Below are 25795 nucleotides of genomic sequence, written 5' to 3' on the forward strand. Positions count from 1 at the left end.
CAAAGCTCCCCTAAAAAGACGCCATCATCCATGGCGGGAAAGCGTGTTCGCAGATACCGGATTGTTGCTCTACACCACCATCCAATCATGTTCGACTCAGCTATCGGCGCTGTCCCTATCCATCCCGGAGCTACCGTAAAAATGACCACCATTTTTCAGATCAAAACACTTCGCCGTCTGGCATGGCCCACGACCATAGTGATACTCACCATCCTGATACTGCTGATCTGGCGTCTCTATGCTCCATTGCCTCAGGGACCTTCGCATCCGATAAGTGGCCATGTAAACTCGCCACCCGCCCCATCCGTTTCTCATTGGCATCAAGGCGCAGCGAATGCCCGTTTCACCCTGATCCTGTACGCGGATCTGGAGTGCCCCTACTGCAAGGATTACTACCCTGAGTTGACACACTGGATCGCGCAGCAACACGATATTCGTTTGCAATGGCATCACCTGATCCTGAGTTCGCATGAACCTGCAGCATCGCACCTGGCCAGCATGGCAGAGTGCGCCGGCAAAAGCGGTGGTCACGATGCCTACTGGCAGATGATTACCTGGATCTACCAGCACACCCGAGGCAACGGCGAGGGACTGCCACCGAATACCACGCCCCCCGGATTGAATCAGGCGATGCGGTCCTGCATGGATAGCGAATGGCCCCACCACTTGATCCGCCGTCAGGTCGAACAGGCACACCAGGAAGGCGTACAGGCTACGCCATCGCTGCGACTGATCGACCAGCAGACCAACCGCGCCATGTTACTGACAGGTCCAGTACAGGGGGATGCTTTGCTATCGGCGCTGGATCTGCTCTCCGCCCCACAAGCCTCGGATGAGGAGCCCAAATTGCCTGCTGACATCATTGACCACACGCCCAGGTAGTCTGTGGCCTTCAGAGCAGAGGGATTCGATACTTTTTTACGCTCTCTAAAACAGGGGATCACCATGTCCTGATTGTTTGTCGCTTCCTGAGGCCAGTTGGAGTGGACTACCACCATGATCAATTTCATGGTGCTCCACTATGCTGGCTCTCGCTTCAACCTCTTCATTCTGGTGGCATACGCTTGCCATCGTCATGCTGACTGCCCTGTTGAGCCCGCTGGCGCAGGCCGCAGATGTAGTTGTCGTCACCGACACACGACACCCGGTTCAGAACCTGGGTAATACCCGGCTCATCGAACTGGACGGCCCCTCACGCATTGAGGCCGAACTGGCTGCCAGCCTCCCCCAAGACCCGGCACGCGCCGCCATCATCGTGCAACAACGCCTGAGAGAAGGCGGCACAGCGCTGCAGCAACGCATCAACGAGGCCTATCAGGATGTTGTCGATGCCTGGAGCCTGGGCATTACCACCCTTCCAGCCGTCATCGTCGATCAACGCTATGTGGTTTATGGCGAACCTGACGTCGCCAAAGCAGTGGCGCGTATCAACACATACAGGAGGGCTCAGCCATGAGACTCCCCCGCCGCCTGCGCGTCAGTCTTGCCACCGTTTTGCTCACGGCAGCCAGTTCCTCGTTTGCCCTCAACACCGCTGCCATCATCTCCTCATCATTATCCCCTGATTGCCTGGAATACCGGGTCACCGGGATCTGCTACTGGCTGCTTTGCACCAAGTTAGGATGTACGGTTCGAACCTCCGTCAAAGTCAGACACTACGTCCCCGACGCCGTAGTGTCGAGCTACGCTAACACCGGGGAAAATCCATGGCTTGAAGTACGCGCCATGAGCCAAACCAACACCACGGCCCGGAGCGGTGGTGACGGCACCAGTAACCATGGCAACGAGAACAATCTCTCCAGTTTCCGTAACGCAGACGTGATCGGCCACCCCGGCGGCCAGGTGTTCAGTCAGTTTGCCGCATCATCAGGCACCATCTGCGACGGTGCTGGTACCGCCTTCATGCCGTACCTGCTGAGCACACTCGATACCATCGCGTGGCGCTACAACATTCCCGAAACGGTGTACCCCGAGGCACTGATCCCCGGTATGCGCGAGATCGGCGCACGCACCGCACTGAACCTGTGGGGCAACGTCTATCCACGCGGCGGTTTCCTGCACCAGGTGGACAGCTACAAGGCCAGCGCCGTGGTCGCCCAGCGGGCGGGCGATATCGTGACCCGCCGAGGGCAACTGCACGTATACCAACCCCTGCTCGCCAACGCACGCGACGGTTACTGGCCGGCAGGCGCACTGATGGAAAGCGATGCTGCCACCGGCAAATGGCAAGAATTGGCCCCTCGTCCCACCTCTTCCTGCACGGTCTTCCCACACAACGGAACACACACTCAGGCACAGCAAGACAACTACGCCTGGGCACTCTGGCGACCTTATAGCTGCTGCCAGCGACGCGGCCAGACCTTTCTTGGCAGCGTAGATTTCAACTGAGGACATGATGATGAAACGTCTCGACCCGAAAGCGTTTTCAATTCTTGTGCCGCGCCTGTGGCAACCCACGCTATGGGTTGCTGCACTGACGCTAAGCAGTGGTCTGGCTCTGGCACAGGACGGAGGCTTCCAGAACAGCGGAGCCGTCATTGGTGATGAAGTGATGTACTCCATCGGCGGCGGTAACGCCGTATCAATGAGCGGTGCGGCCAGCATGCGCTCGATTGGTGTCGGTGTAGGCTGGAACAGCAACCTGATCTGCGGTGACATGAACATCAGTACCACCATCCAGAATCAGCTCAATGGGCTGACCACCGGCTTTCAGAACATCATGGGCAACGTGATCCAGAACGCCACCAGCGCGGTCGCCTCGTTGCCCGCACTGATCATCCAGCGGGCCGATCCGGGCCTCTATAACCTGCTGACCAATGGCGTTTTGCAAGCCCGACTCGACTTTGATCGCTCGAAACTCACCTGCCGAGCGATGGCTGAAAAAATGGCAGACACCGCAGGCGGCCAGCTCGGCTGGAGCCAGATCGCCGAAGGCATGGCGCTGCGTCAGGCGGTCGGCAGCAGAGACGCCGTGTCAGCCATTGAACAGGCCGAAAAAAACCGGGGTAACGACGGCGTACCGTGGGTGGGTGGCAGCAATGCCGGTGGTGCAGGTCAGCGCTCAATCAAGGTCGTCGGTGACGTGACCCGTGCAGGCTACAACCTGGTCAATGGCCGTGGGGTAACCGACACCGCCCCCATCGACCCGGCAAATTGCCAAAGCCTGTCCTGCCAGACGTGGGCATCCCCCCAACAAGCCATCGACTTTGCCACGCGTGTGCTGGGCGAACAGGAACAACGCACCTGCGAAGGCTGCACCAAGACTGAGACCTTGCCTGGCGTCGGATTGACCCCGGTCATCCAGGACGAATACGACACCAAACTGGAAGCGCTGCAAGAGCTGGTCAGCGGAGCACGCCACACCACGTTCGAGAACCTTCGCAAGGCTGGCAGTACCTCACTGCCCATCACCCGTGGCGTGATCGAGGCACTGCGTGACGAACCTGATCAAGACATCCTGGCCCGACGTCTGGCCTCCGAAGTCGCGCTGGCATCGGTACTGGAAAAAGCCCTGCTGCTGCAACGTACGCTACTGACCGGCCAGAAAGAACCGAATGTTGCAGCGAACCAGTTGGCAGTCGCTGCCGTCGCTCAGGAAAGCAACACGCTTGACCGCGAGATCCTCAATCTCAAAACCGAGCTTGAACTGCGCCGCGAGCTTGCCAACAACTCACCGATGGCCATCATCCAGCGCCACAGCGCACGCGCAGCCGGCTCACGCGGCATTTATGAAGGCGATCCCGTACCTAACCGTCTTGACCAGTTGCAGCGTCCCAGCCCCAGAGGCACGCCATGAGTCTTGCCAGGTTGCGATCACACCGTCTGTTCCGTTGGCGTACCGTCAGAGTCCTCCTGTGGACGGTGGCGTTGCTGAGCATCACCGTCACAGCCAACGTCCTGGGCATCTACTTTGCTGGCAGCATCGCTGGCTGGGAACACTGGCTGGCCGATGCGGCCAGCTATTTTCTGTTGTGGCGTCTGTGCCTGTACGGGGCCACCATTTATGGCTGGCTGTGGATGCGCCGCCGCCTGCTCCTGCGCGATACCCGCTCCGACGCCCGGTGCAGGCTCATTCGTGCCGAGATTTCCGGTATCGCCGCATTACTGGTGCTGGAATTCAGCCTGTTGGTACAGGACGAATAGGGGAGTATGCCCATGACACTTTTCACTACCGATTATCTGGAGTATTACCTGACCCTGGTGAGCTGGGTCGTCCACAACGGCATTTGGGCTGTACTGGTTTCCAGCGGCGTGTTCGTCCTCCCCTTCGTGGCCATCATCATCGACGAGTGGTTGAGATCCCGTACTGAAGGTGCCGACGAAGGCAACAAGGGCGTACTGTCTTCAATGCGTATTGAAAACCGGGTATGGGTGGCAATCGTGGTGGTGATGTTCGCGGGTATTCCGTTCATTGATGTTGACCTCGACACGATCAGGTACGATCAGGCGCGTTCGGCACAGTGCCAGATCAGCGTGCCCCAGCCCGAAGACACGGGCTGGTCGCAATCATTCAGCACCCTCAACAACCAGAGTGCAAAAGTGCCAGTCTGGTGGGCCTTCATGCATACGCTCTCACGCGCGATCACGGGTGCCTCGGTGGCGGCTATCCCATGCGGCACCGACCTGCGACAAATGCGGATGGAGATCAATGCCACCCGGATTGACAATCCCCTACTGGCTCAGGAAGTCGCAGACTTTACCCACGACTGCTACGGCCCTGCACGCGCCAAACTGTTCATGAGCCGTCCTGATCTTGATGAAGCACAAATGCACGACGTGACCTGGATCGGCTCGACCTATTTTGTCAGCACCGGCGGCTTCTATGACACCTACCGCGCCAAGACACCACGTGAGGGCTGGGCTTACGACAGCAATCGTGACGCTGGACTGGCTCAGGTGCCAAGCGGTGCGGGCTACCCAAGTTGCCGCCAGTGGTGGAGCGATGGTGGCAACGGCTTGCGCGCACGCCTGCTGGCAGAGGTCGATCCCAGCCTACTCAGCCGTATTGCCAACTGGGCGGGATTCATCAGCCGTGCAGAGGTAGATGACTCCGTCATCAGAGCGCTTGCATCCCCCCGCCAGCAAAAACTCAACCAAGGCAGCGTCTACACCGATTATGGCGGTCAAATCGACAAAACCTTACCGAATATCGTCACACGTGCTGCAGGCGACATCGGCATGACCATTGGAGGGATCGCCGCATTCCCGGCATTGGACGTCGTACGCCAGGCACTGCCGATGGTGCTTGCACTCTTGAAGATGGCACTGGTGATCTGTATCCCTCTGGTGCTCCTGGTCGGCACATACGACCTGAAGACCGTTGTCACGCTCAGCATCGTGCAATTTGCGCTGTTCTTTGTGGATTTCTGGTTCCAGCTTGCACGCTGGCTCGACAGTACGATCCTCGATGCGCTTTACGGATGGGGATGGGGCTGGAATCGGCCACACAACAATGTTGATCCGCTTGTAGGCATGCACAATACCTTCGGAGACATGTTGCTGAACTTCGTTATGGGCTCGATGTTCATTGTGCTCCCGGCATTCTGGGTCGGTGCGCTTGCCTGGGCGGGCATTCGGGCGGGGACAATCGCAAATAGTTTTTCAGCGGGCACAAAGGATGCTGGTAATGCTGGCGGAAAGGGGGCGGGTACGGTCTCCAAAAAACTCAGGTAGGATTTAAGCCGGATCAATCACCATCGTGATACATCTCGTGAGATGTATCGTTGTGCAGATTAGGATCGTACCCTGACATTTCGCGAAGCTCATCCAACGTAGCAGGGAAGCCTAATTCGAAATCATCTTCTGGCGTGCTTTGTCCGACAGCCCAACCAGTAACAACAGCAAACACAATCAACAATGCCAACCAAAAGACGAAATACGCCAGTACGCCAAGCACAATCAGTTTGATTGCCCACAAAAACACGAAGGCAACAAACTGTGGCACATCCTTGGATACCAACCAGTTCGACACTTTGCGCTCACAACGCACATAGCCACGCCAGCCTTTGCCAAGCCAACGGCCAAAGCGTTCCGCAATACTGTTATGGCTCGTGCTATTCATGGTCATCATTTATCTGCGTTACCCGTTTGTACCGAAAGTTCACCTTGCAGCAATTGATACGCGATGTTGTTACGGAAATCATCTTATCTACTTAGCTTAGAGCAAAAATACCATACATCAAGTACCTAACAAGCGAAGACAATCCATCATTCTTGTTGCACTAAAAAATTAACAAGATTTTGAAATATCAGACACAGCGTATGCCAATCACCATCTTTCCGGCAACGTTTGCACCAGTCGGTAGTCGCATCGCATCCGCACAAATTCCTTGGGAACATTCACCGAGGCTTCAAAGAACGTGGCAAAGTCAAAGTCTTCCAGTTGATATGGAGCCACCAGTACTGCGTCCTGAGCATTCCCAAGAAAAACCACTGGCCGATCCACTGGAATATTGGCACATTGATGCGATTTATTAAAATCCAGCGCATGAGCCAACAGATAGACTTTTTCAGATACCCGATTATCGCTTAATTGAGCACTGGACCATAACCATCCATGATAAAGAAGGACGGATGAAACAAACACGCAAAGAGCGGGGTAAAGAAATGGCAAATCTGAATCTCCGCCATTAAACTTATTTTTGACCCAAGCCCCCAGAAGTAAAAAATTAAACAAAAACATAGCTATAGCCGCAACAATTATAAACGGCAAAAGCAATTTGAATACCATAAGGCCGGTTGTAAACAACAGGGTAATAGGTAAAGCCGACGCATCAACATGAAACACATCATTGACATAGATACCTGCCTGACCACGTGCATAGATCACCAGCCCCGACAGTACAATTGATAGCAACACCTTCGTGACAGTAAAACGCCACAGAGAACTCACCAGAGACAACCGTTCCAGAGATACACCAACAAAAATGGCGCACAAGGCAACGCCCCATAACCGGAATGACAGGGTATGTTCTCGAACCCAATCGATATCACTTCCCGCTGAGCGAATGATCGCCAGCAACACTCCAATCAAACCAATTAAGTAAAGAGCAATACTAAGGTTGTATTGTGATGCTTCCCGCTCATCTTTGCATGTAGACTTCCATATGGTTAAGTCTTTATGAATACCCGCACATAATATTTCAAAGAGCGATTTGTTTGCCGTGACAGATCCAATTCTGAACCCGTCAATTCCTGCCTGATACTACTGATATCGCGTTCAATTTCCTTCGTCATTTTTATTTCCAGTTAACTATTCCAAATCGTTCTTAGTCTGAAGAAAATTACGTTTTGGCTTCAGACCGAAAGAATTGCATAGTGATATTCTCCCCTGCAACACCAAGCCTTAATAGCGTTATCCATTTCCCAACACAAAAAGGACTCCCCCCTGTCGCATTGATACTCGATGGCACAGACAAACAGCGCTATATCAAAAGGCTCCAACAAGGGTAAAACCGATAAAAGGCAATGGAATGGGGTCAAGGGGAAAGGCTCTACCCGAAAAAGGAAAAGGCCCGTTGACTCCGCACTTGAGGCATCACAATGTTTACTCTGTTCCAGCGAAAAAAGCCCACGCCACCCCAGCCTGACCCTGTCATGCCAGAAAAAGGGCTACTCCAGCCAGAACCCGCTGCGGAATTGCTGGACACGCCTCGTCGGCAAAAGCTGCTGGAGCATATCTGGCAACGCACCTCACTCTCTCGCAAGCAATTCATCACACTTTACCGCAGGCCTCTGGAGCGCTACGCAGAGCTGGTACAGTTGTTTCCCGCCTCGGAAACGCATCATCATGCTTACCATGGCGGCATGCTCGATCACGGACTTGAGATCGTCGCCTTTGCACTGAAACTGCGGCAGTCCCACCTATTACCAGCAGGCGCACCTCCCGAAGATCAAGCCGCGCAATCAGAAGCCTGGACAGCGGCCATCGCTTATGCAGCACTGCTCCACGACATCGGCAAGATTGCCGTTGATCTGCACATCGAGCACGAAGACGGTAACCTCTGGCACCCCTGGTACGGGCCGCTGAAACAGCCCTACCGCTTTCGCTACCGGGATGACCGTGAATACCGCCTGCACGGAGCTGCCACTGGCTTGATCTACCGGCAAATACTCGATAACCACATCCTCGACTGGCTCAGCAGCTACCAAGTTCTCTGGACTTCACTGCTGTATGTGCTCGCAGGCCAATACGAACACGCTGGCATGCTGGGCGAACTCGTTATCCAGGCCGATCGGGCTTCGGTAGCTCAAGAGCTGGGAGGAAATCCCAGCCGTGTCATCCTGGCGGCTCCCAAGCAGGCGCTACAGCGCAAGTTACTCGACGGGTTGCGTTACCTGCTCAAGGAAGAATTGAAAATCAACCAGCCCCAGGCTTCGGATGGCTGGCTGACCGAGGATACGCTTTGGTTGGTCAGCAAGACCGTCTCTGACAAACTGCGAGCTCATCTGCTGGCACAGGGGATCGAAGGTATTCCATCCAATAACACGGCTGTGTTCAACGTGTTGCAGGAGCATGGCGTACTGCAGCCTACACTGGATGGCAAGGCCATCTGGAAAGCCACCATCAGCAGCGCATCCGGCTGGTCACACAGTTTCACGCTGTTGAAGCTCTCTCCAGCGCTGATTTGGGAAGCATCCGTGCGCCCGGCTCCCTTCACAGGAAAGGTGACTGTAGACATCAGCCCCGCCGATAGTAACGACTCAATACCTGACACCACTGAACCGGCAGTATCTGCCTCGTCCACCACACTAGGCATTGCAGCATCGCAGGCAGGCACAGCGCAACACGATGTCATGGAAGACGTACTTGCCATGCTGATCCCAGCAGAAGCACCTCGCATCGCACCTCCAGACAGCAACGCATCAGATGCTGATGAGCCAGCCTTGACACAGCCCTCGAATACACAATTCAATCCTGAGCCTACCAAACAACCTTCCGCCGATCATTTCATGACCTGGCTGCGAAAAGGGGTTCAATCCCGTAAGATCATCATCAATGATGCAAAGGCTCTGATACATAGCGTGGACGATACGGCTTTTCTAGTCAGCCCTGGCGTTTTCCAGCGCTATGCGCAAGAACACCTGCAAGTCGGGGCGTTTGCAAAACAGGAGAAGATTCAGGACTGGCAGTGGATACAGAAACGCTTTGAACATCTGCAAATCCATCGTAAACAAACCAACGGCCTGAACATCTGGGCCTGCACAATCAGTGGACCACGCAAATCACACCGACTGAACGGCTACCTGTTATCCGATCCCGAGTTGATTTTTGACGAAGCGCTGCCAAATAACCCGTATCTCTCGCTTATATCACCAGCATCAGGCTCGTGATTTGATCGCGAACTACTCCCTTTGTTCGGTGCCGGCGTAAAGTAGCATTTTCAGTCTTTCTTCTGCGTCAAAAAGGTTCGTGCACTTGAAAGTGGTGATATGAAAATAAGGAATTTAGCACCTAAAGATAAATGCAATGACTTTGCAACTGATTTATATTAACTGCAATTTAAAATCTACTAAAAAGCAGAGACAGACAAGATATTTCCGTCCCTGCTTTGGAATAAAAACCAAAAAATATTACTAAAATAATCCTAAAGCATATCAACTATTTTTTATTTGCTTGACTGCATCCAGAACTTTAGTCGAATAAGTTAAAGCAGCACCAGCATTCATATTGATCGCCACGCCTAAAGCCTCAGCTATTTCTCCTTCAGACGCGCCTGCTTTAACCGCACTTTCTGAATGAACAGCGATACATCCTTCGCAGCGGGTGGTCACCGCACAAGCGATCGCAATAAGTTCTCGCGTCTTCTCATCAAGGTGCCCTGTTTTTGCACCAGCGCCAGCCAACGTCATTACTCCTTTTAGCGTATCTGGTGAGAGTTTTCCAAGGTCTCCAACTCGCTCAAGTAACCCAGCGCGCATATCTTTCCAATCAGTTACAGCCATATTTAACTCCTAATTGTCGTCAGTGGATTTATTAGTTTCAAGAGAATATGATCATATCTTCTTGAGATTATCCTGATATATAGAGGTGCTTCTTAGTACTCGCGACACAATACTTCCGCCTTCAAATGTACCAATTATTAGCCAAGCAGCTTTAAGTGGTAAAATAGTTGGTGCAAGTTCGCCAGTTCGCTTTGCTGCAAGTAAAATTTTATTCAACCAATTGAGTTGAATATTAAAATAATCTGCGGTTAGTTCCACAATATTTTCTGGCAGATTTCAAGTTCAGAAGAAAGTGCACAACATAAAGAAAGCTGACCGGAACTCTGCCCTTCCCCAAAAATTGCCATATATGCCTTAATTCTTTGTGTGAGACTACATTATTCCCTGAAAATGGACTTGAGACCAAGAGCCAACATTTGTAGCGATTGCCCCATAACCTCTTACCCCAGCATTTCTTCAGAGGGAAAGTGATGATGTATGCAGGCCTTACTTATTCCGATTTTTGTTACAAGATCAGCATAACTAAAGGAGGAGTGTCCTTTCCTCCTAATCAAGATCATCGCTTCTTTTACTAAGGCCTGTTTTGTCAAATTTTTTCAGAAACAACAAAGCTATCTACTAGTAGGTAGACTTTACAACCTTAAAGAATTAATCGCAATGCCTTTTTAAAATATTACCGCAGGCTATCAAATCTTGATTTCATGAAGCCATTGTTCAACAGTTCTTGGTGAAAGACCAAGAAGGGACTGAGCGCTTGTGTGCGTGTCGATGGCTGAATCACGAGTTTTGGCTTTGGCTTTGGCTTTGGCTTTGGCTTTGGCTTTGGCTTTGGCTTTGGCTTTGGCTTTGGCTTTGGCTTTGGCTTCACAAGCATCAGCGACTTCCCTGCCATTGCGAAATCCAGCAGTGAAAGAGGAATCGGTGCAGAGCCATGTTTTGATCCAAAAATAGAATGATTCAAGAGTAACAATTCCTCAAAATTAACTAAGGGCCACATCAATATCGCAGTAATGGTGCCCATTTCATTGGTTAATTTTGAAGCTATAGTATAGGAGCGGTAGCCAGAGTGTCATAGCCCGTTGCTGTTATTATGGTGGAATCAGGAAATCTCGCCGTAAGGCAAAAGGTCAGTTTTCGATGAAATCGGGTCATTTATCGATAAAATGTAGATAAATTTCATCACGGATAGGACTACGATCTCATTATGAGAATTCACCGTAAAGGGCAGCACTCACCTAAAATCGGTAAATACGGTTACCGGTTTGACACATGTCGTGAAGAAAACCAGAAATAAGCATAACTAAAACGGCATTGCCTATTCTGACAACGCCGGGAAACAACTGGCGACGCTCCTGTGATAGAGCGAACACCAGCAGGCTGGATGGTATGGAAGGATATAACGCTTGTCAGACGGAAAGGTATGCTTCTGTTGACTTCACGGAACCATATCCAAACTCAAATGCAGCCATCATCGCCGCATGCACATGAGCAGCGGGAACCGTTACGCCGCCGAAGGTGAGGTCAAGCGTGGCACAAGCGTCATGCAATACCGTAACTGGGTAGCCCATATCAGCAGATGCCCGTACACACGCATCTACACACATATGGCTCATCGCACCAACAATGACCACTTCCTCAACCCCATGCGTATCGAGTTGCTGTTTGAGATCTGTTTCACGAAATGCATTAATGTAATTTTTGACAATGACTGGCTCTCCAGCCACCGGAGCCACAGCAGGCTGAATCTCTACCCCTTCAGTGCCCGGCACAAACACAGGAACCTCTCCATTAGCAAATTCATGACGAATATGGAAAACAGGCATCCCCTTCTGCCGTGCATCGGCAATCACTCTTGCTGCATTTTCTGCGGCGGCCTCAATCCCTGAAAGAGGCAGTTTGCCGTCCGGTAGATACTCATTCTGAAGATCAATAACGATTAAACCACGTTGTTTCATGATGTTTTCCTGTTTGCGCTTTTAATGAACACTATTATGGCAATAGGGTAACAACCAAAACAGTGGCACTGTCGACATTAAAAGCGCCAAAAACGACAAAACGACAAAACGACAAAACGACAAAACGACAAAACGAATTTTCTCAAGGCTTTTGTTGAAACGGTAATACTGCAGGTTGCTTATTAATGACTGTTAGTTACACACCAGTTTCTGTGTAATACAAATCTGCTGATCAACAACACTTAAATAACGACTAACCCCTTAGAAGGGCATATGACCACTCATCGCTTAATGAGAAATCCGCGGAGAGATCGTAAGTACCACAACGGCGGGCATAAATTCGCTTATTCTTCACCAGAAGGGCACTCATCGATGTGGCTTTCCATATTAACCAGAATACCCCTGACATGATCATCATCAATTTCGTAAAAAATCTGTTTTGCCTTTCGTTCACCTCTGACCAGTCTTGCCCCTCTGAGCAATCGCAGATGATGGCTGACTAGTGCCTGAGAAATATCAAGCCCCTCGGCAATGTCCCCTACCGCTCTGGGACCTGACAGACAAAAGAAAAGAATCCTTAGTCGAGTGGTATCACCTAGCAGACGGAACGTCTCTGCCAGGATGGTAATATCATGTAATAACATAGATTTATGACGGTTCAAAACTGCCTCTTGTTTTCTTCAGTGCTGGTGTTGCCCATGGTGGTGATGTTCGTGGTGACCACTGACAGAAGCAGGTATCTGGCTAAGACTGCACGATGAGACCTCATCAGTCCAGTCAACAGCAACCGTGACATGCTCAATATTGAATCGAGATTTGAGTGCATCTTCAACCAGTTGCGTCACTTCTGGAATGCTCGCATTCTGTTGTGGTCGGATATGCAGGGTTGCCGCCCTGCGACCAGAGGTGATCACCCAGACATGAATATGGCTAACGGAGGAGATCCCCGCAACAGAATCAGAGATAAATTTATCTATCGCTGCTGGAGTCACATCTTCTGGGGTCCCCTCAAGAAGAATATGCAATGATTTCGTCAACAGTCTCCACGCACTACGTAAAACCAATAATGATACAAGCACAGACAGAATGGGGTCTATTGGCGCCCACCCCGTGAAATGGATAATAATTGCCGCCAGCACCGCCCCTACCGAACCCAGCAGATCCCCCATAACATGGAGCGATGCCCCTTTAATATTAACGTGTTCACTGTCGCCACGAGTCAGGATCCAGAACACAAGCACATTCACGATCAGCCCTGCAATGGCGACCCATAGCATGGGGCCAGCAAGAATTTCCTGAGGATCCTGAAAACGCCTCAAAGCTTCATAACAAATCCAAGCGACAATAAAAAACATAATTATGGCATTAAAGAATCCGGCAATAACTTCAATTCGCAGGAACCCATATGTTCGCTTTGGATCAGCCATACGCCGTCCAAAACGGAATGCGGTATAAGACAGCGCAAGCGCTGCGGCATCGGTCAGCATATGTCCCGCATCAGCAATCAATGCTAGTGAGCCGGACATAACACCACCAATAACCTCAAAAATCATGAAAGAAAAAGTAAAGAAGAAAGACAATAGTACCTTTCGCTCATTTGCACTACTGACAGTGGGTACATGCGAATGGTCGTGGTGCTCATTGGAATGAGAATGTGACATAAAAACCTCCAGCATTTGACATAAACATATAAATACATGTTTATATGTTTATGTCAAATGCTGGACCGTTTCTTTTCTTAAAAGGTTTATCTCATCAAGCGACATGTATAGATAATGCTAAAACAAGAACGGAACACTCGTGAACACTGACTAATAGGACTGTCATCCATCAATAAGATAAGCACGGGCAAACTTCCGTCTGATGTGTTGATGCCTTTCTTTCCTTTGTATTCAAAAGGTTTCTCTAGAACCTGCGCTGAAACGACGCCGATATTCGCCGGGTGAAAGCCCCACAATCCGAGTAAATACCTTACGGAAAGCCCCAGGGTCGAGATAACCGACGTCCCATGAAACGCGCTCAATAGATGCAGTCTCAAACTGCAACAATTCCCTAGCCCTACCGACCCGAAGGCGCTGACAATATTCCGTACTCGTCATCCCAGTCGCTTTCTGGAAGCGACGCAGAAATGTTCTCTCTTCAAGACCAGCATGTGCAGCGAGTATAGAGAGTCTGATATCTTTAGCCTGAGTCGCCTGCAACCAATGCTGCACTTTGAGAACAGCAGAATCACCGTGAGTCAGTATTGGAGAAAAAACACTGTAATACCGTTGCTCGCGGCCCGGAGGATCAACTAACAGCATCCGTGCAGTTTCGACCATAATCGTTGGTCCCAGAAGACGGTCAACGAGCCTAAGTCCCATGTCTGTCCACGACATCAGCCCACCCGCAGTGATGATATCCCCATCGTCAATGATCAGTTGATCTGCATCGACAAGCACTGATGGGACACGTTGTTTTAAGAGATCTGCATATACCCAGTGCGTGGTCATTCGGCGGCCGGCCATAAGGCCCGTTGCGGCCAGTAAAAATGCGCCTGCACACACAGACCCCAGAACCACTCCCTGGGCATGTTGGCTACGAAGCCAATTTGTCATTTCGTCAGCTACATCAACATTTACGGGATCAGTAAGTGTCGGTGGAATGACCATTGCAGAAATCACCGAGGTAGCTTCCTCGGAACCAGTATCAAAAACACGCACCGGTTCAGAGGAGATTTCTTTCTGTTGCCAGTGCGATACCCGCAAAATTTTCCCACTATTCTTCTTGCAGGTAGACGAAAACTGGTTTGCAACACAAAACAGATCCGTCAGACCAAGTACTGCCGCCTGCTGAACTCCAGGATAAAGCAACACCCCAATCTCTTCAGTGAACACATCACCCATTGTCGTTATTACCTGTAATTATGTCGATAATGACACTTGTCACCTTAGCATTTCAAGCAGAAGCTAGGTAGTGAAAACTATCACTGTATGAAAGAGGGAATTATGACAACGTTGACACTCGACTGGACGGGTTTAACTCAAGGTTCAGGTATTATCGAATCTGAGGAAATGAAACTTCCCGTAGCTATTCCACAGCACTTTGGCGGCACCGGAAAGGGAGCCAATCCTAAGGATCTGCTGGTGGCATCCGCTGCATCATGTTATTTAATGACTCTTGCAGCCATGTTACAGGGCCACAACATTCCAGCATCCGGTATCACACTTCGTTCAGAATTAACTGGCACACAAAAAACGAACATGAAAATCGTGCATAATGTGGAAATTGCACTCAATGAAGAAACCACACAGGCGCAATTAAAAAGTGCGCAGGTACTGGTGGAGGATGCAGACAAATCATGCATGATTGGGAATCTACTGAAAGATGCTGGGGTACACATTGCAGTATCCGGTGACGCAGCAGTACCCATCTATAAAACCTAACCAAATGAATTCAATAGATATAAATATTATTACTTTAAATTGGTCTACCAGTGGCTACATTTATTATTTTAGCATACAAACTTTCCTGTTCAATAAATCAGAGGATTATGCTATATTAATCCAGTAAATGATTTATTCCTTCCCTCTTTCCATAAAAGGATTTAGAAAAATGAGTCATTCCCAAGAAGGTAGTAGCATAAACAATAAAGAAATTTCTCACCTCAAGAATGAATATATTAAATTCACCGAGTTTCTTTGCTCTGTAATTGGAGAAGATAAATTTAAAAAAAGTAAATTTTGGTTCTTCCAGAAACAACTTTCCAAGTTACATGAACTTGATTTAACGGACCAAAAAAAATTGCTATCCATTATTAATAAGTATGGAAGGATACTTCCAATTTTCGAAGGTGATATAGATTATTTGAAAAGTAACCTATTAAAAATAGTAGCAGGAAGTCATACATATTCTAATTTAAGTGAATCACATAATGATTTTTATTTTGAATTTGATATGGCTTTAAGATACCTTTTAGGGAAAGGTAAAAGAAAGATTAATATAACAAGCGATTGTGATATAATCATTGACGATGATATAGCCATCGAGTGTAAGTTTTTACACGGTGAAAATGGATTTGAACATAATATAAGAAAAGCAGAAAAACAGATAGTAAACAGGATCGAAAGTGGTTTAGCTAAAAGGGGTTTCATCTCTATTGATTTATCACAATTGGTATCAGGCAAGGATATACAAAATTTCATAGATACAATATTCTTAGAGTTTCTCAATCAAAACAAGGTTCTTGGACTAAATACAAGAGACTCTCATTCACAAATACCCCACAATAAAAACTTCCAAAAAATAATAGCTGGCTATATTAATCAAAACATTGAATATTATTACTATAAAGCAAAAAAAACTTATAAACACTTCAAACTTGACCCAAGAGTTTGCGGTGTTTTTTTCCAATATGAAGACACATTTTTATTAGATTCTGAAGAACTCGCAACAGGATTACCTATTAGAATAGGTTGCTATGATATAAACAAGAGATATATAGCTGAAAACCAATTTATAGATGAAGAGGCACTAAAAAAAGAATTTCATTCCCTTGCTAATGGCATTTAATTTTTGAAGGTGTATCTCGGTTACTCTCTATGAGATACACCATAATTAAAACATAAATGGATTTATAGATAATGATAAAATAAAACATTCCATAATAAATATTATAAATGGAAAATTAGATAAAAACTTTGTTTCATTCTTAAAAATATCATTCTAAATGATATATTCCACATACTTAATTGTGATAGTTAATGATTACAAAGGAATACCAATTCCAGCATATTTTGGATTCTATTTAATTCTTACCTCATCTGCTATAGTAATAACAAAGCAATACAGAAGAAGAGGGGAATAGTAAAAACTATAAATGATACAATTCTTTTTCTGGCTGCCGCCTTTGCTTCTATGAAAATGCTTGACATTATAAGTCCAATGTTCCGCTGCCGTTCTTGCTCTCGAAGCAATCTCGTCAAATTTACGAAGAATTTCATTACCAGTAAGATCTTTAACTCGCAAACCAGCCCAATCTTTCAGACGGTTCTCTGCTTTATCAAGCACTGCAAGTGTGTTTGGTTTCGCTGGTTTAGATCTACCCATTAAATGATTTCTGTATTGGGCAAAGATTTCGCTCATTGTGAGTTCTGCTGAATCTAACTCTCTCTTGATTTGATTGGGATTTCTTTTGGTGGCGAGATCATTGTCTGAATCAACTGCCGGGCCGCTTCACGAGCTTGATCGATATTCGGAAAATCAGAAACATTGCCAACTTTTACTTTCAGCACAGAACTTGGTTTCTTAGCCCCAGTCACGGTACGATTACCGGAAGACACTCTTCGCTGGATTACATAGGTTTTTTCGTCAAACTCACCTTAACACCAAACCCCACAGGGGCTTCTCTGTGATCGTCGAAAACAATGTATGATTTCTGTTGTGGGTTAGGTTCGAAAACAACTTTTCCTGTATCACTAAGAACAGGCTTCACACTGATGCTTAACTTATTGATAATAAAAGCTTGATTGAGAGTTGTTTTCAAAGCACCACCACCATTTGTAGCCCAAGAAGGATTGAAAGTAACCTATCACGCGCTGAGCTACAAGTGAGCTACAAATTTGCGGGTTCATGTGAGTTTAACAGGGGTTTAAATGGGACCACATGAGTACTTGAAAGATTATAAAAACGATTAAAATCAATATGAATGAAGACATAGATAAGGATTTATCTAGCCATACTCCCATGATGCAGCAATATTCGGGTAACATGTAAGTAATACCGCACCATCTGAAATTTTACGATATGGTCTTTTTTCTAATAAGGGGTAATATTTACAGTCATTGCCCCTTGAAAACTGGTTCACAGCAATATAGTTAGAAGAGCACCTCGGTCTGAACACCTACAGTGAACTGATCTTTCTTTCTGTCGGGGAAAGTAAAGCGATCAATATCGTTATCAAGAACATGTAGCCAAGTACCGTAAAGGCGTATCTCTGCCCTAGAGTTCAGCATGCTCGTCCCCACTTTGAAGAATACTGCTGTTCATTACTGCCTTTCTTCTGAGTATCTGTTTTATTAGGCGCAAGATACTTACCCGAAAAACTTAATGTTACGCTATCTCCAAGGGATACATAATCAGCATATCTGAAGTTCTAAAAAATTAACTGGTCCGTTTAAGCTGGATGCTCACAACATGAACTCCTTGGGTTGGTTTGATTTCAAATCAGTCTGGAATGAGCCTCCATATTCTTTAAACGAAAAATAGGCATTTCCATCTCTGAAAATGCCTATTGAACAAACGAGGTAAAATGTGAAAAACGGCGGAGATTTGCCGTTATATTTACTGTCAGATTTTGCAGCCGCCCATATCACATGATGAGCCTTCATCCAGTTCGACCATATTTTCCTTCCACACCTGCCGTAGGGCCCCCAAGAAGTGCTCAGTTGGTTGTGCGCCGCTGATAGCGTATTTATTGTTGAAAACATACAATGGTACGCCGTTTGCCCCCATGGCATTTGCAGCTTTCTCATCAGTAGCAATGCTCGCTCGCAGAGTAATATCGCTCAGTGCTGCACTAGCCATCTCTGCAGACATGCCAACTTCAGTCGCGAGCTCAATAAGCGTTTTATAGTCAAAAATAGATCGGCCTTCTTCAACACTTGCCTGAAAAAATCGTTCGATCATTTCATCTCCCAGACCGTCACGGCGTGCGGCGGCAACTAGCGTCAGTGCATCTTCTGTATCACCAAAAAGCATAGAGTCAAAAAGATAGTTCAGGCCTTCCAATTTACCCGCTTCCGAAACCTGAGACATCATGATTTCCGCCTGCTGAAGACTACCAAGCTTACGCTTTAGTGCTTCTTTGTAAGGTAGAGGTACCTTGTTGTCTGCAATCCGAAAGCTGTGATGGCGGACAATAATTTTGTCTTTGTGCTCAAATGCTGTCAGTCCCTTTTCAAAACGTTTTTTAGCGATCCAGCACCATGGACAGACAAGATCGGACCAGACATCAATTTCAATAATAGGGTGCAGCTCTTTCATAAATACCTCTGATTAATTGGTAGTACATTGACTGAAAATTTCTTCTGTATTAACAGGAACAGAAAGTTTTAGAGATCACAAACCAGCTAATGGAATAACCAAGAGTCAGTATTATTTGTTATCTGTACATACAGGCCGTATAACCAGCCCTATTCCAGAAAGTACAGCGATCATGGCTATGCTCATTCTCCAAGTAAGTGTCTCTCCCAGAAATAGAACACCTCCGAGCACGGCGATACAGGGCACACTCAGTTGAACAGTACTGGCAGTAACTGACTCTATTCGTGGCAACAGTGCATACCAGAGGGCATAGGCTCCGGCAGATGCAACAGCTCCAGACAAAATAGCCAGACCAGCGCCAGTAAGGTCGGCACGGACAGAAACGCCAAGAAAATAGGCAATAAGAAGAGAAAACGGCACTGCAAGCACAAAGTTTTTGGCAGTGGCCTGTACTGGGGAAACTGTTGAACGGCCCCTGATTGAATAGGCTGCCCAGGCAAGGCCCGATACTCCCATTAAAACGGCGCTGGCAAGTGGCGGAGCACTTGCTCCGGGGAGTAAAAGCAGAGCCATACCGACAAGCGCTAGTGTCAACCCTGCTGCCCTCGCAATAGTGAATTTCTCTCCCCGCAGGAGACCGTAAATCACCATGGTTAACTGCACCACACCAAAAAGCAGGAGGGCACCGGTTCCTGTATCCAACTGAATATAGGCAACGGAAAAAAAGACGGCATATATCATCAACAGAAAGCTGTTAATCACATTCAAACGAGAATGAACATGACCTACTTTGCGCCGCAAGAAAGGAAGTAGCACAAGAGCGCCGCTAATGAGACGAAGATTACTGAAGCTGACAGGATCAATATGGCCTCCTTTCAGGGCAAGACGACATAATACTGAGTTGGCAGCAAACGCCGTCATGACAATTATCACCTGAAAAACCATTGAACGACTGGGCATTGAGCTAACTCCGCATTGAAACACAAATCAAATATACCTACTAGATGGTAGCCAATCAATATAACAACGAAAATCGATAGCCCCACCTTTTATGATTCAGTAAGAGTGTGATTAAATTCGAATAGAAAAAATACAACGAAGATAATTTCCGTGAGGTTGACTGGAAAGTGGAAAGAAAGCGTAGACGTCGCTCGTTTTCATGCCCTAAATACGCACCATTCGCGCCAGCGCGTGCATATTTAAGGAGTTTAGGCCGGTCTGGATGAGACTCTTAGCACCAAATACATCAGTACTGGTATATATCACCAGAGCTTTCAATTCGTTATGAAACCGGGGTATGCCAACCCGCATCATGAATCCTGACGGGAACGTACTTAAAAAAATTAATGCTGTGACAGGTTTTTCAGACTACCGTAATGCGTTTGAACAGGTCACTACGATACTTATTCCGGTCAAGCAGTATAGGCTCCATTAGCTGTTAATATAAAAAGGATTTGCTCTAGGCTGTCCTCGAAAATATTCGCTTTGTGCGTAGCCCGAGCCACGACACTGGCCCCTTCACAGATATTCAGTATGATGAGTGCCGTTCTATCGGGATCAAGTGATTGTGATACTTCACCGGAGGCGATCCCCACAGAAATAATCCGAGTCAGCCAGTTAATCTGGAAATCGAAGTAGGAAGTCGCCTGTAACTTGATATTGTCAGGCAGATTAGCCAGATCGGCCGAGAGTGCGCAGCACAGTGGTAACAGGTGCGTGCGATAGCCTTCAGCAAAAATTTCCACATAGTCTGTCAGACGATCACGAACCGACGCAGATTTGCTCTCAATACTCGAAAACACCACGCTACTTTCTTCAATAGCCCTAGCTACCACAGCTTCACCAAGGATATCCTTGGTCGCGAAATGATGATGGATACTCGCTTTGGTAATACCGATTTTTTTGGACAAGTCGGCGTAACTAAAAGCCGAATAGCCACGCATACGCATCAGCAGGTTGGCCTCGTTCAGAAGCCTGTCACGAGTCAACAGGGACATTTCAAAACCTCAATATCTATAAGTATGATAAATTTTACATTCCTACATCTCTCCCTACAAGCATTCTTAAAACATCGTCCAGAACGCATACATCCAGGTAGAAAATGTAGTGGTTAATAAAACTGGCCATGGTTTTAGCGTTCTTCCAGAACAATTGTTCTGATTCATTCGGCGTCAGTCTGCCATTATCCTGATGGGGACGGAGCTGACTGTAATAATCATTATTGAATTAATAACTATCAACACTAGGCATTGCTATTAACTAAGTAGTAATCTGAAGTCACAGTTAAATTCGATTAATCGCGAAGATGAAGCCAAATAGCAAAGAAAAACCATTATCATGATTATGGTAGACATAAGGTGAATGGTATTGATAATACATAGACCAACGTCATCCTAGGCATGCTTATACATAACGCTCACAGGCGAACTAAATCAATGATAAAAAAGCTGACCCAGAATGAAAAGCGAAGGTGATTATGGGCGTTAGAGCACATCAGGAAATAAATCGCTCAGGTTCGCCAGAATAGACAAGTCTATAGCCCTCCCCCCTAACAATGATGTTACTTGTCAGCTCAAAAAAACAAATACATTTATTTTATACGGGAAAATGTAAATTTCGCATAATTTTAAAATGTAAATGGTGTGATTAAATCATCTAATCAAGAACTTTCTGCTTTTTAAATGGGCATACGTCTGTCAATTTTTTCTCCGCTATAGAGCCAGAGATATCGGGAAATTGCGATAAGTTTTCATCAGGAACCGAGTCTCCCCACTCTTTCATGGCTTCCAGAACAGTGTTCAATTTTTTTCCCATGTCAGTAAGCTCGTATATTACTCTTGGTGGTGTTTCAGCAAAAGCAGTGCGCGTAACTAGGCAATGCTTTTCAAATTTTTTTAAGCGATTGGTTAGTGTATGGGCACTGATACCGGGGAGTGCGTCACGTAGCTGGGTAAACCTCTTGGGCCCAGTAAGGAGCTCACGAACGATGAGTGTTGCCCAAGGGCCGTCCAGCAATTCTAAAAAACGAGCAACACCACAGCATGGTTTTTTTTGATTTCCCACTTAAAAATCTCCATTAGTGCATTTGACGTAACTGATGCAATCATAGCACTATCATAAATTCCAAACACTACTGATAAGGTATGATTTATGAAATTTATCATTCATGGCGCAACAGGTGCTCAAGGTGCTCCATTATATAATATGTTGATTGCAGAAGGGAAAAATGCGGTTGCTGCTGTACGTAACCCTGCAGATATCGCAAACGGGCAAGCGGTAGCAGTAGATATGTCATCCGTAGATTCTCTTGTTAAGGCGTACACAGGTGCTGATGGTGTGTTCGTTCATTTACCATTAGGGTCAGAAGACCAGCGTCTTCATTATGCACACACTATCGCCGAAGCTGTTGGTAAGGCGCGACCAAAACGAGTGGTTATTTCCACAAGTGGCTGGAAACTGGAAAGCAGCAGCGATAATAGGGCTTTGCCTGCATTGGTGAGTGGGATTGAAAATACTGGCATTTCTTTAGCTATCGTTGCCCCCGTTCAATACCTTGAAAACTTATTGCTGCCGATTGTCACTGAAGCAGTAAAACAGGAACATAAACTACCTTACCCACTCAGGGATGACTTTCCTGTTTCATGGTGTTCCCATCTGGATATAGCAGATGTTGCAGCAGCCTTGCTGACTAATTTTTCATTAACAGGTGTTATCAGTGTAGGTATATTGCCAGCCGTCACTGGTACAGAATTAGCTTTGGCTTTTTCCAATCACTATGGTTATGAAGTTAAATATGAAAGCCAGACACCGGAAGAATTCGGTAAAAAGCTATCAGTATTATTTGGAGAAGCAGCTGCTGCTGAAGTCGCCGCTGCTTATGAGGCAAAAGCTAAAACAAAAAATGCTGCAATTGATCAAAAAACAAGTTCACAGGAACGACTAGGCTTACCAATTCGAACTGTTGAAAAATGGTTGAATGATATTGGAGCATAGACTATTAATGATAGTATCCTTATAAAAACCGAATGTATATTTATACTTATATGGCATATTCTTCAGAAAAAATATGTTATATAAAGAGGTATTGATTTAGTAGTGATATTTCTTATGATAGTATCACTACTTATTCATACAATTTCTATTAATAAAATACGTCTTATGTCTTAACACACCATAAAATGCACCTTTCAAGGGACTCAATGAAAATCGCTTCAGCCAATCCGATCTCACGCGATTTGGTGTAACACTGCGCGAAAACGGCGACGAAAAACTCGGTTTCAGCTTAATACGCAGCCCATCACCTTATCATTTATCACCGTTCATGATGCTTGTTGCCAGCGATCATCACTACACGCAATGGGATGAGATGATGATAAATTTGGCTATATGTCTCCTGAGATACCTTGACGATCCGAAACTCCTTATTAGTTTCGCAAAAGGAGGGACTCAATTACACCCTTACTTCAGAAACATAATTCCCGAAAAAATTGCTTCGTATGCATAGGCTTAGCCGATCAGCGTAGTCGGGCTGACGACTTTGCTTGCTAGGAAGCCTAAAGAGGGAATCAGAAAAGAGTTAAGGCAGGTCATTCCTGCCCTTAGAGAAATATCAGATGAGTGTAAGGAGCGTTTTCAGTAATACTGGAGCAGTTGATTTGGGAATACACGCTTAACGTGGCTTAAGTACTGATCCCAGTCCGAACAGATTAATTCAATGTCAAGTGTAACGATCTCCTCACAGCCTTCCCCCATGTTACTCGAACGATTTACAGACTCAATGCATAGAGCATCGTAGAGCTTTATCAGGGTTGGGCAGGCAACGTAATCATTGAACCGGGCCTGTGCTTCTTCGAGTGTATGCCACAATGGGATGCCGTACTGATGCCTTGTATATGGTGGTGCAGATCCGAAACGGCTTTCCCCGTCCCGAAGATAGTGCGACAGCAACGCCAAATCAAGGACTGGCACCCCGTTAAACGGATATCCCGCGTGAAACTGCCCGTTGATTATCACTATCGGGATCACATCGATGCCATCTTCGTTTACAAGGTGTGGATAATAATCTCGGCAAAAACGCTTGAGATTACGCTGCACAAATGCAGCTTTGCGGGTAGCCTGCTCCGCTTTATGTTTCAGCCCGTTCTTATCATAAACCTCATTGTGATAATCCAGAGGAGTGATAGATTTTCTGCTGCTGCGCGCCTCGACCACTACCAGCAGTTTCCCAAACGTGAAAGTCAGATCTATTTCTTCTTTACCTTCTTCATACTCAATTTCTACAGATTCCGTAAAGCGCAGTTGCTCCTTCATCACGGGATTTTCATCCCGGCATTCTTTAAGCACCTGCACCAGATGCATCTCAAACAGCTTTCCGCGGCGTGTATCACTGGGGTCGATTTTACTCAGCCAGCAATCAACGTTCCGGGGCAGACTGGCCGTCAGAAGCGCGCTCAGCGGAAATACATATTTATTTTCGAGAGGTATCAGCGGCTGCACCCATAGATCCTCTTGCAGTTTACTCCCCTGCCAGGTCAGTAGACCTAAGGCTACTACAATCTCTTCAAGGCTGTTACCGGTGCAAACGCAGAGCATCTCTCTAAGGTTAGCGCTGTCGAACTCGGGTGCAAGAGCGATTAACGCATCCCAGTTCCTGATGTACTTATCTGTATGCAGGGATTGATCTAGTTGTACTGCCAGCACTGACAGATGCAGCCAGACGTCCAGTACACTCTGCAGAGTACGCTCTAAGCCCGGCTCCTGCTTTTGCTTCAGCAGCGGCTTAAGATGGTCTTCAATCTGGTAGTAAATGGAATGAGGCTGAAACTTCGCGAACGACTTGGCTTTCTCAGATAGCAAATGCCAAGGCATTGACCTCAGAGGCTTTCCCTGTTCATAAAAGAGATATGTCGCCCACCGGGGTTCAGTTGATATCACATCCTGTATAAAGCGAGCCTCATGCATGGATGTGACAATGTAATGTTCAGTTCGAAAGTCAGCGACAGTCTTCATTCGGTGATAGTCAGTTCGCTGATAAAAGAACACGCATCCCGGCTGGTGGTTAAACAGCGCGTGTCCGTAAAGTAGCTCCTGCCAGAGCGAAGAAAAATTATGATAGAACTGAGACAGCGTCATTTCACGGAGGAATACATCCAAGCGGGATAAGCTTTCCGGGTTACCATCAGGAAAGAGTTTGTGCATGCAATCCCTGTCACGCATCAGCTCAAACAGTGGCCATCTCAGGCTATCAAGACGGTGCATAATAACGTTGTTGGCACTGACGGGGTCACTCTCCCCAACCATTGCAGTTTTACTGATCAGCATCTGTTCTATGGCAAGGGTATCGTGAGCAGCATGTTTTTTATCCTGCTCATCCATTACCTGCCAAAAAGCATAATTTGCACCGGCAATATGCGCTCTAATCATCTCCTGGTAAGGGGGCCTGTTTCCTTCTTCAAAACTGAACTGGTTGCGAGTGTTTTTCACTTTGTGAAAGTTATTGTTAAGCCAGGTCACCCCGGAAATGTACCCGATGGATTCGGTATCCCGCGGGCCTGTCTTGTCAAGAAATTGCAGCCACTGTTCTTGGCTAAATTCATCCAGTCGCCCAGGGTGGAACAATTTTCTGCTACGCGCTGCTTTAATCAGCGGATGGGTCGGCTTCATCTTTTCGCCCTGTCATGAAGAGTGCCTCAGACACTCCTGATTTATCTGTCTGCCAAGCTTATAAAATACCAGCGCGAAAAAATGGATTCGCTATGCCCATAATCCCCCACCATTTTGATGAATTTTCTATCAGCGAAAACAATCAATGCTTTTAAACAGGTAGTCATCGCGTTAATACTTACATTTTGCCTTCAAACCTTTAACTGTCA

26 protein-coding genes and 1 pseudogene are annotated in these 25795 nt (G+C 47.1%); 11 read left to right on the forward strand and 16 right to left on the reverse strand.

Features of this window, described 5'->3' with window-relative positions; all coding sequences use genetic code 11:
- The first annotated feature begins 141 nt into the window (after positions 1 to 141).
- From NXT09_RS05440 to NXT09_RS05465, 6 genes are all read left to right on the forward strand, one after another.
- A complete protein-coding gene (locus NXT09_RS05440) occupies positions 142 to 882 on the forward strand; it encodes a DsbA family protein (RefSeq protein WP_039503378.1) in 741 nt (246 codons plus the stop codon).
- A 139-nt stretch (positions 883 to 1021) separates the two neighbouring features.
- The gene (locus NXT09_RS05445) at positions 1022 to 1456 is read left to right on the forward strand and encodes a TIGR03757 family integrating conjugative element protein (RefSeq protein ID WP_039503380.1); all 435 of its coding nucleotides are present in this window, start codon (positions 1022 to 1024) and stop codon (positions 1454 to 1456) included.
- The gene (locus NXT09_RS05450) at positions 1453 to 2388 is read left to right on the forward strand and encodes a TIGR03756 family integrating conjugative element protein (protein WP_039503383.1); all 936 of its coding nucleotides are present in this window, start codon (positions 1453 to 1455) and stop codon (positions 2386 to 2388) included. The genes NXT09_RS05445 and NXT09_RS05450 overlap by 4 nt, the downstream gene beginning before the upstream one ends.
- Positions 2389 to 2392: 4 nt before the next feature.
- The gene (locus tag NXT09_RS05455; RefSeq protein WP_426596372.1) at positions 2393 to 3796 is read left to right on the forward strand and encodes an integrating conjugative element protein; all 1404 of its coding nucleotides are present in this window, start codon (positions 2393 to 2395) and stop codon (positions 3794 to 3796) included.
- Positions 3793 to 4143 carry a hypothetical protein gene (locus NXT09_RS05460; RefSeq protein ID WP_039503385.1) on the forward strand — a complete coding sequence of 117 codons (351 nt, stop codon included), beginning with the start codon at positions 3793 to 3795 and terminating at the stop codon, positions 4141 to 4143. Before NXT09_RS05455 ends, NXT09_RS05460 begins: the two co-directional genes overlap by 4 nt.
- Before the next feature lie 12 nt (positions 4144 to 4155).
- Positions 4156 to 5673 (forward strand): conjugal transfer protein TraG N-terminal domain-containing protein, encoded by a 1518-nt coding sequence (locus NXT09_RS05465; protein WP_039503386.1) that lies wholly within the window; start codon positions 4156 to 4158, stop codon positions 5671 to 5673.
- A 13-nt stretch (positions 5674 to 5686) separates the two neighbouring features.
- Here NXT09_RS05465 and NXT09_RS05470 read toward each other — a convergent pair whose 3' ends face one another.
- Both NXT09_RS05470 and NXT09_RS05475 read right to left on the reverse strand, forming a co-directional pair.
- A complete protein-coding gene (locus tag NXT09_RS05470) occupies positions 5687 to 6070 on the reverse strand; it encodes a DUF3742 family protein (RefSeq protein ID WP_426596370.1) in 384 nt (127 codons plus the stop codon).
- A 198-nt stretch (positions 6071 to 6268) separates the two neighbouring features.
- Entirely contained in the window at positions 6269 to 7024 is a 756-nt protein-coding gene (locus NXT09_RS05475) for a hypothetical protein (protein ID WP_205532567.1), read from the reverse strand.
- Between the two features lie 518 nt (positions 7025 to 7542).
- Here NXT09_RS05475 and mobH point away from each other — a divergent pair.
- Complete coding sequence (mobH, locus tag NXT09_RS05480; RefSeq protein ID WP_039503388.1) at positions 7543 to 9333, forward strand: MobH family relaxase; 1791 nt, start codon at positions 7543 to 7545, stop codon at positions 9331 to 9333.
- A 264-nt stretch (positions 9334 to 9597) separates the two neighbouring features.
- Here mobH and NXT09_RS05485 read toward each other — a convergent pair whose 3' ends face one another.
- The 3 genes from NXT09_RS05485 to NXT09_RS22550 form a co-directional block, all read right to left on the reverse strand.
- On the reverse strand, positions 9598 to 9945 hold the full coding sequence (locus NXT09_RS05485; protein ID WP_005967016.1) for a carboxymuconolactone decarboxylase family protein: 348 nt from the start codon (positions 9943 to 9945) through the stop codon (positions 9598 to 9600).
- Positions 9946 to 9996: 51 nt separating this feature from the next.
- The gene (locus NXT09_RS05490; RefSeq protein WP_131526235.1) at positions 9997 to 10203 is read right to left on the reverse strand and encodes a hypothetical protein; all 207 of its coding nucleotides are present in this window, start codon (positions 10201 to 10203) and stop codon (positions 9997 to 9999) included.
- A 182-nt stretch (positions 10204 to 10385) separates the two neighbouring features.
- Positions 10386 to 10505 (reverse strand): TetR family transcriptional regulator, encoded by a 120-nt coding sequence (locus NXT09_RS22550; protein ID WP_080163598.1) that lies wholly within the window; start codon positions 10503 to 10505, stop codon positions 10386 to 10388.
- A 208-nt stretch (positions 10506 to 10713) separates the two neighbouring features.
- On the opposite strand from NXT09_RS22550, the gene NXT09_RS05495 reads away from it, so the two are divergent.
- The gene (locus tag NXT09_RS05495) at positions 10714 to 10896 is read left to right on the forward strand and encodes a hypothetical protein (RefSeq protein ID WP_161546943.1); all 183 of its coding nucleotides are present in this window, start codon (positions 10714 to 10716) and stop codon (positions 10894 to 10896) included.
- A gap of 455 nt (positions 10897 to 11351) precedes the next feature.
- Here NXT09_RS05495 and NXT09_RS05500 read toward each other — a convergent pair whose 3' ends face one another.
- The 4 genes from NXT09_RS05500 to NXT09_RS05515 all read right to left on the reverse strand — a co-directional run bounded on the left by NXT09_RS05500 (position 11352) and on the right by NXT09_RS05515 (position 14785).
- Positions 11352 to 11900 carry a cysteine hydrolase family protein gene (locus tag NXT09_RS05500; protein ID WP_039503391.1) on the reverse strand — a complete coding sequence of 183 codons (549 nt, stop codon included), beginning with the start codon at positions 11898 to 11900 and terminating at the stop codon, positions 11352 to 11354.
- Between the two features lie 344 nt (positions 11901 to 12244).
- Positions 12245 to 12562 (reverse strand): ArsR/SmtB family transcription factor, encoded by a 318-nt coding sequence (locus NXT09_RS05505; protein ID WP_425353149.1) that lies wholly within the window; start codon positions 12560 to 12562, stop codon positions 12245 to 12247.
- 18 nt (positions 12563 to 12580) lie between these two features.
- Entirely contained in the window at positions 12581 to 13561 is a 981-nt protein-coding gene (locus NXT09_RS05510; protein WP_039503394.1) for a cation diffusion facilitator family transporter, read from the reverse strand.
- A gap of 231 nt (positions 13562 to 13792) precedes the next feature.
- Complete coding sequence (locus NXT09_RS05515; RefSeq protein ID WP_039503396.1) at positions 13793 to 14785, reverse strand: GlxA family transcriptional regulator; 993 nt, start codon at positions 14783 to 14785, stop codon at positions 13793 to 13795.
- A 102-nt stretch (positions 14786 to 14887) separates the two neighbouring features.
- On the opposite strand from NXT09_RS05515, the gene NXT09_RS05520 reads away from it, so the two are divergent.
- Both NXT09_RS05520 and NXT09_RS05525 read left to right on the forward strand, forming a co-directional pair.
- The gene (locus NXT09_RS05520) at positions 14888 to 15325 is read left to right on the forward strand and encodes an OsmC family protein (RefSeq protein WP_052234617.1); all 438 of its coding nucleotides are present in this window, start codon (positions 14888 to 14890) and stop codon (positions 15323 to 15325) included.
- Between the two features lie 169 nt (positions 15326 to 15494).
- Positions 15495 to 16451 (forward strand): hypothetical protein, encoded by a 957-nt coding sequence (locus NXT09_RS05525; protein WP_039503400.1) that lies wholly within the window; start codon positions 15495 to 15497, stop codon positions 16449 to 16451.
- 231 nt (positions 16452 to 16682) lie between these two features.
- On the opposite strand, the gene NXT09_RS05530 is transcribed toward NXT09_RS05525, so the two are convergent.
- The 6 genes and pseudogenes from NXT09_RS05530 to NXT09_RS05555 form a co-directional block, all read right to left on the reverse strand.
- Positions 16683 to 17024: a hypothetical protein gene (locus tag NXT09_RS05530; RefSeq protein ID WP_162274781.1), complete on the reverse strand. Its 342-nt coding sequence runs from the start codon at positions 17022 to 17024 to the stop codon at positions 16683 to 16685.
- A 3-nt stretch (positions 17025 to 17027) separates the two neighbouring features.
- Positions 17028 to 17424 (reverse strand): annotated as a pseudogene (locus NXT09_RS05535) (integrase); the annotation flags it as partial.
- 803 nt (positions 17425 to 18227) lie between these two features.
- Positions 18228 to 18923 (reverse strand): DsbA family oxidoreductase, encoded by a 696-nt coding sequence (locus tag NXT09_RS05540; RefSeq protein WP_039503403.1) that lies wholly within the window; start codon positions 18921 to 18923, stop codon positions 18228 to 18230.
- Positions 18924 to 19034: 111 nt separating this feature from the next.
- A complete protein-coding gene (locus tag NXT09_RS05545) occupies positions 19035 to 19883 on the reverse strand; it encodes a DMT family transporter (RefSeq protein WP_039503404.1) in 849 nt (282 codons plus the stop codon).
- 452 nt (positions 19884 to 20335) lie between these two features.
- Positions 20336 to 20920 carry a TetR/AcrR family transcriptional regulator gene (locus NXT09_RS05550; RefSeq protein WP_039503406.1) on the reverse strand — a complete coding sequence of 195 codons (585 nt, stop codon included), beginning with the start codon at positions 20918 to 20920 and terminating at the stop codon, positions 20336 to 20338.
- A gap of 658 nt (positions 20921 to 21578) precedes the next feature.
- On the reverse strand, positions 21579 to 21986 hold the full coding sequence (locus NXT09_RS05555) for a winged helix-turn-helix transcriptional regulator (RefSeq protein ID WP_039503408.1): 408 nt from the start codon (positions 21984 to 21986) through the stop codon (positions 21579 to 21581).
- Between the two features lie 87 nt (positions 21987 to 22073).
- Between NXT09_RS05555 and NXT09_RS05560 the strand changes: the two genes are divergently transcribed.
- A complete protein-coding gene (locus tag NXT09_RS05560) occupies positions 22074 to 22916 on the forward strand; it encodes an SDR family oxidoreductase (protein WP_039503410.1) in 843 nt (280 codons plus the stop codon).
- Between the two features lie 639 nt (positions 22917 to 23555).
- Here the strand turns inward: NXT09_RS05560 and NXT09_RS05565 are convergent.
- On the reverse strand, positions 23556 to 25586 hold the full coding sequence (locus NXT09_RS05565; RefSeq protein WP_052234618.1) for a hypothetical protein: 2031 nt from the start codon (positions 25584 to 25586) through the stop codon (positions 23556 to 23558).
- Between the last annotated feature and the right edge of the window lie 209 nt (positions 25587 to 25795).

The organism is Pectobacterium jejuense (genome assembly GCF_026800125.1).
Lineage (GTDB): Bacteria > Pseudomonadota > Gammaproteobacteria > Enterobacterales > Enterobacteriaceae > Pectobacterium > Pectobacterium jejuense.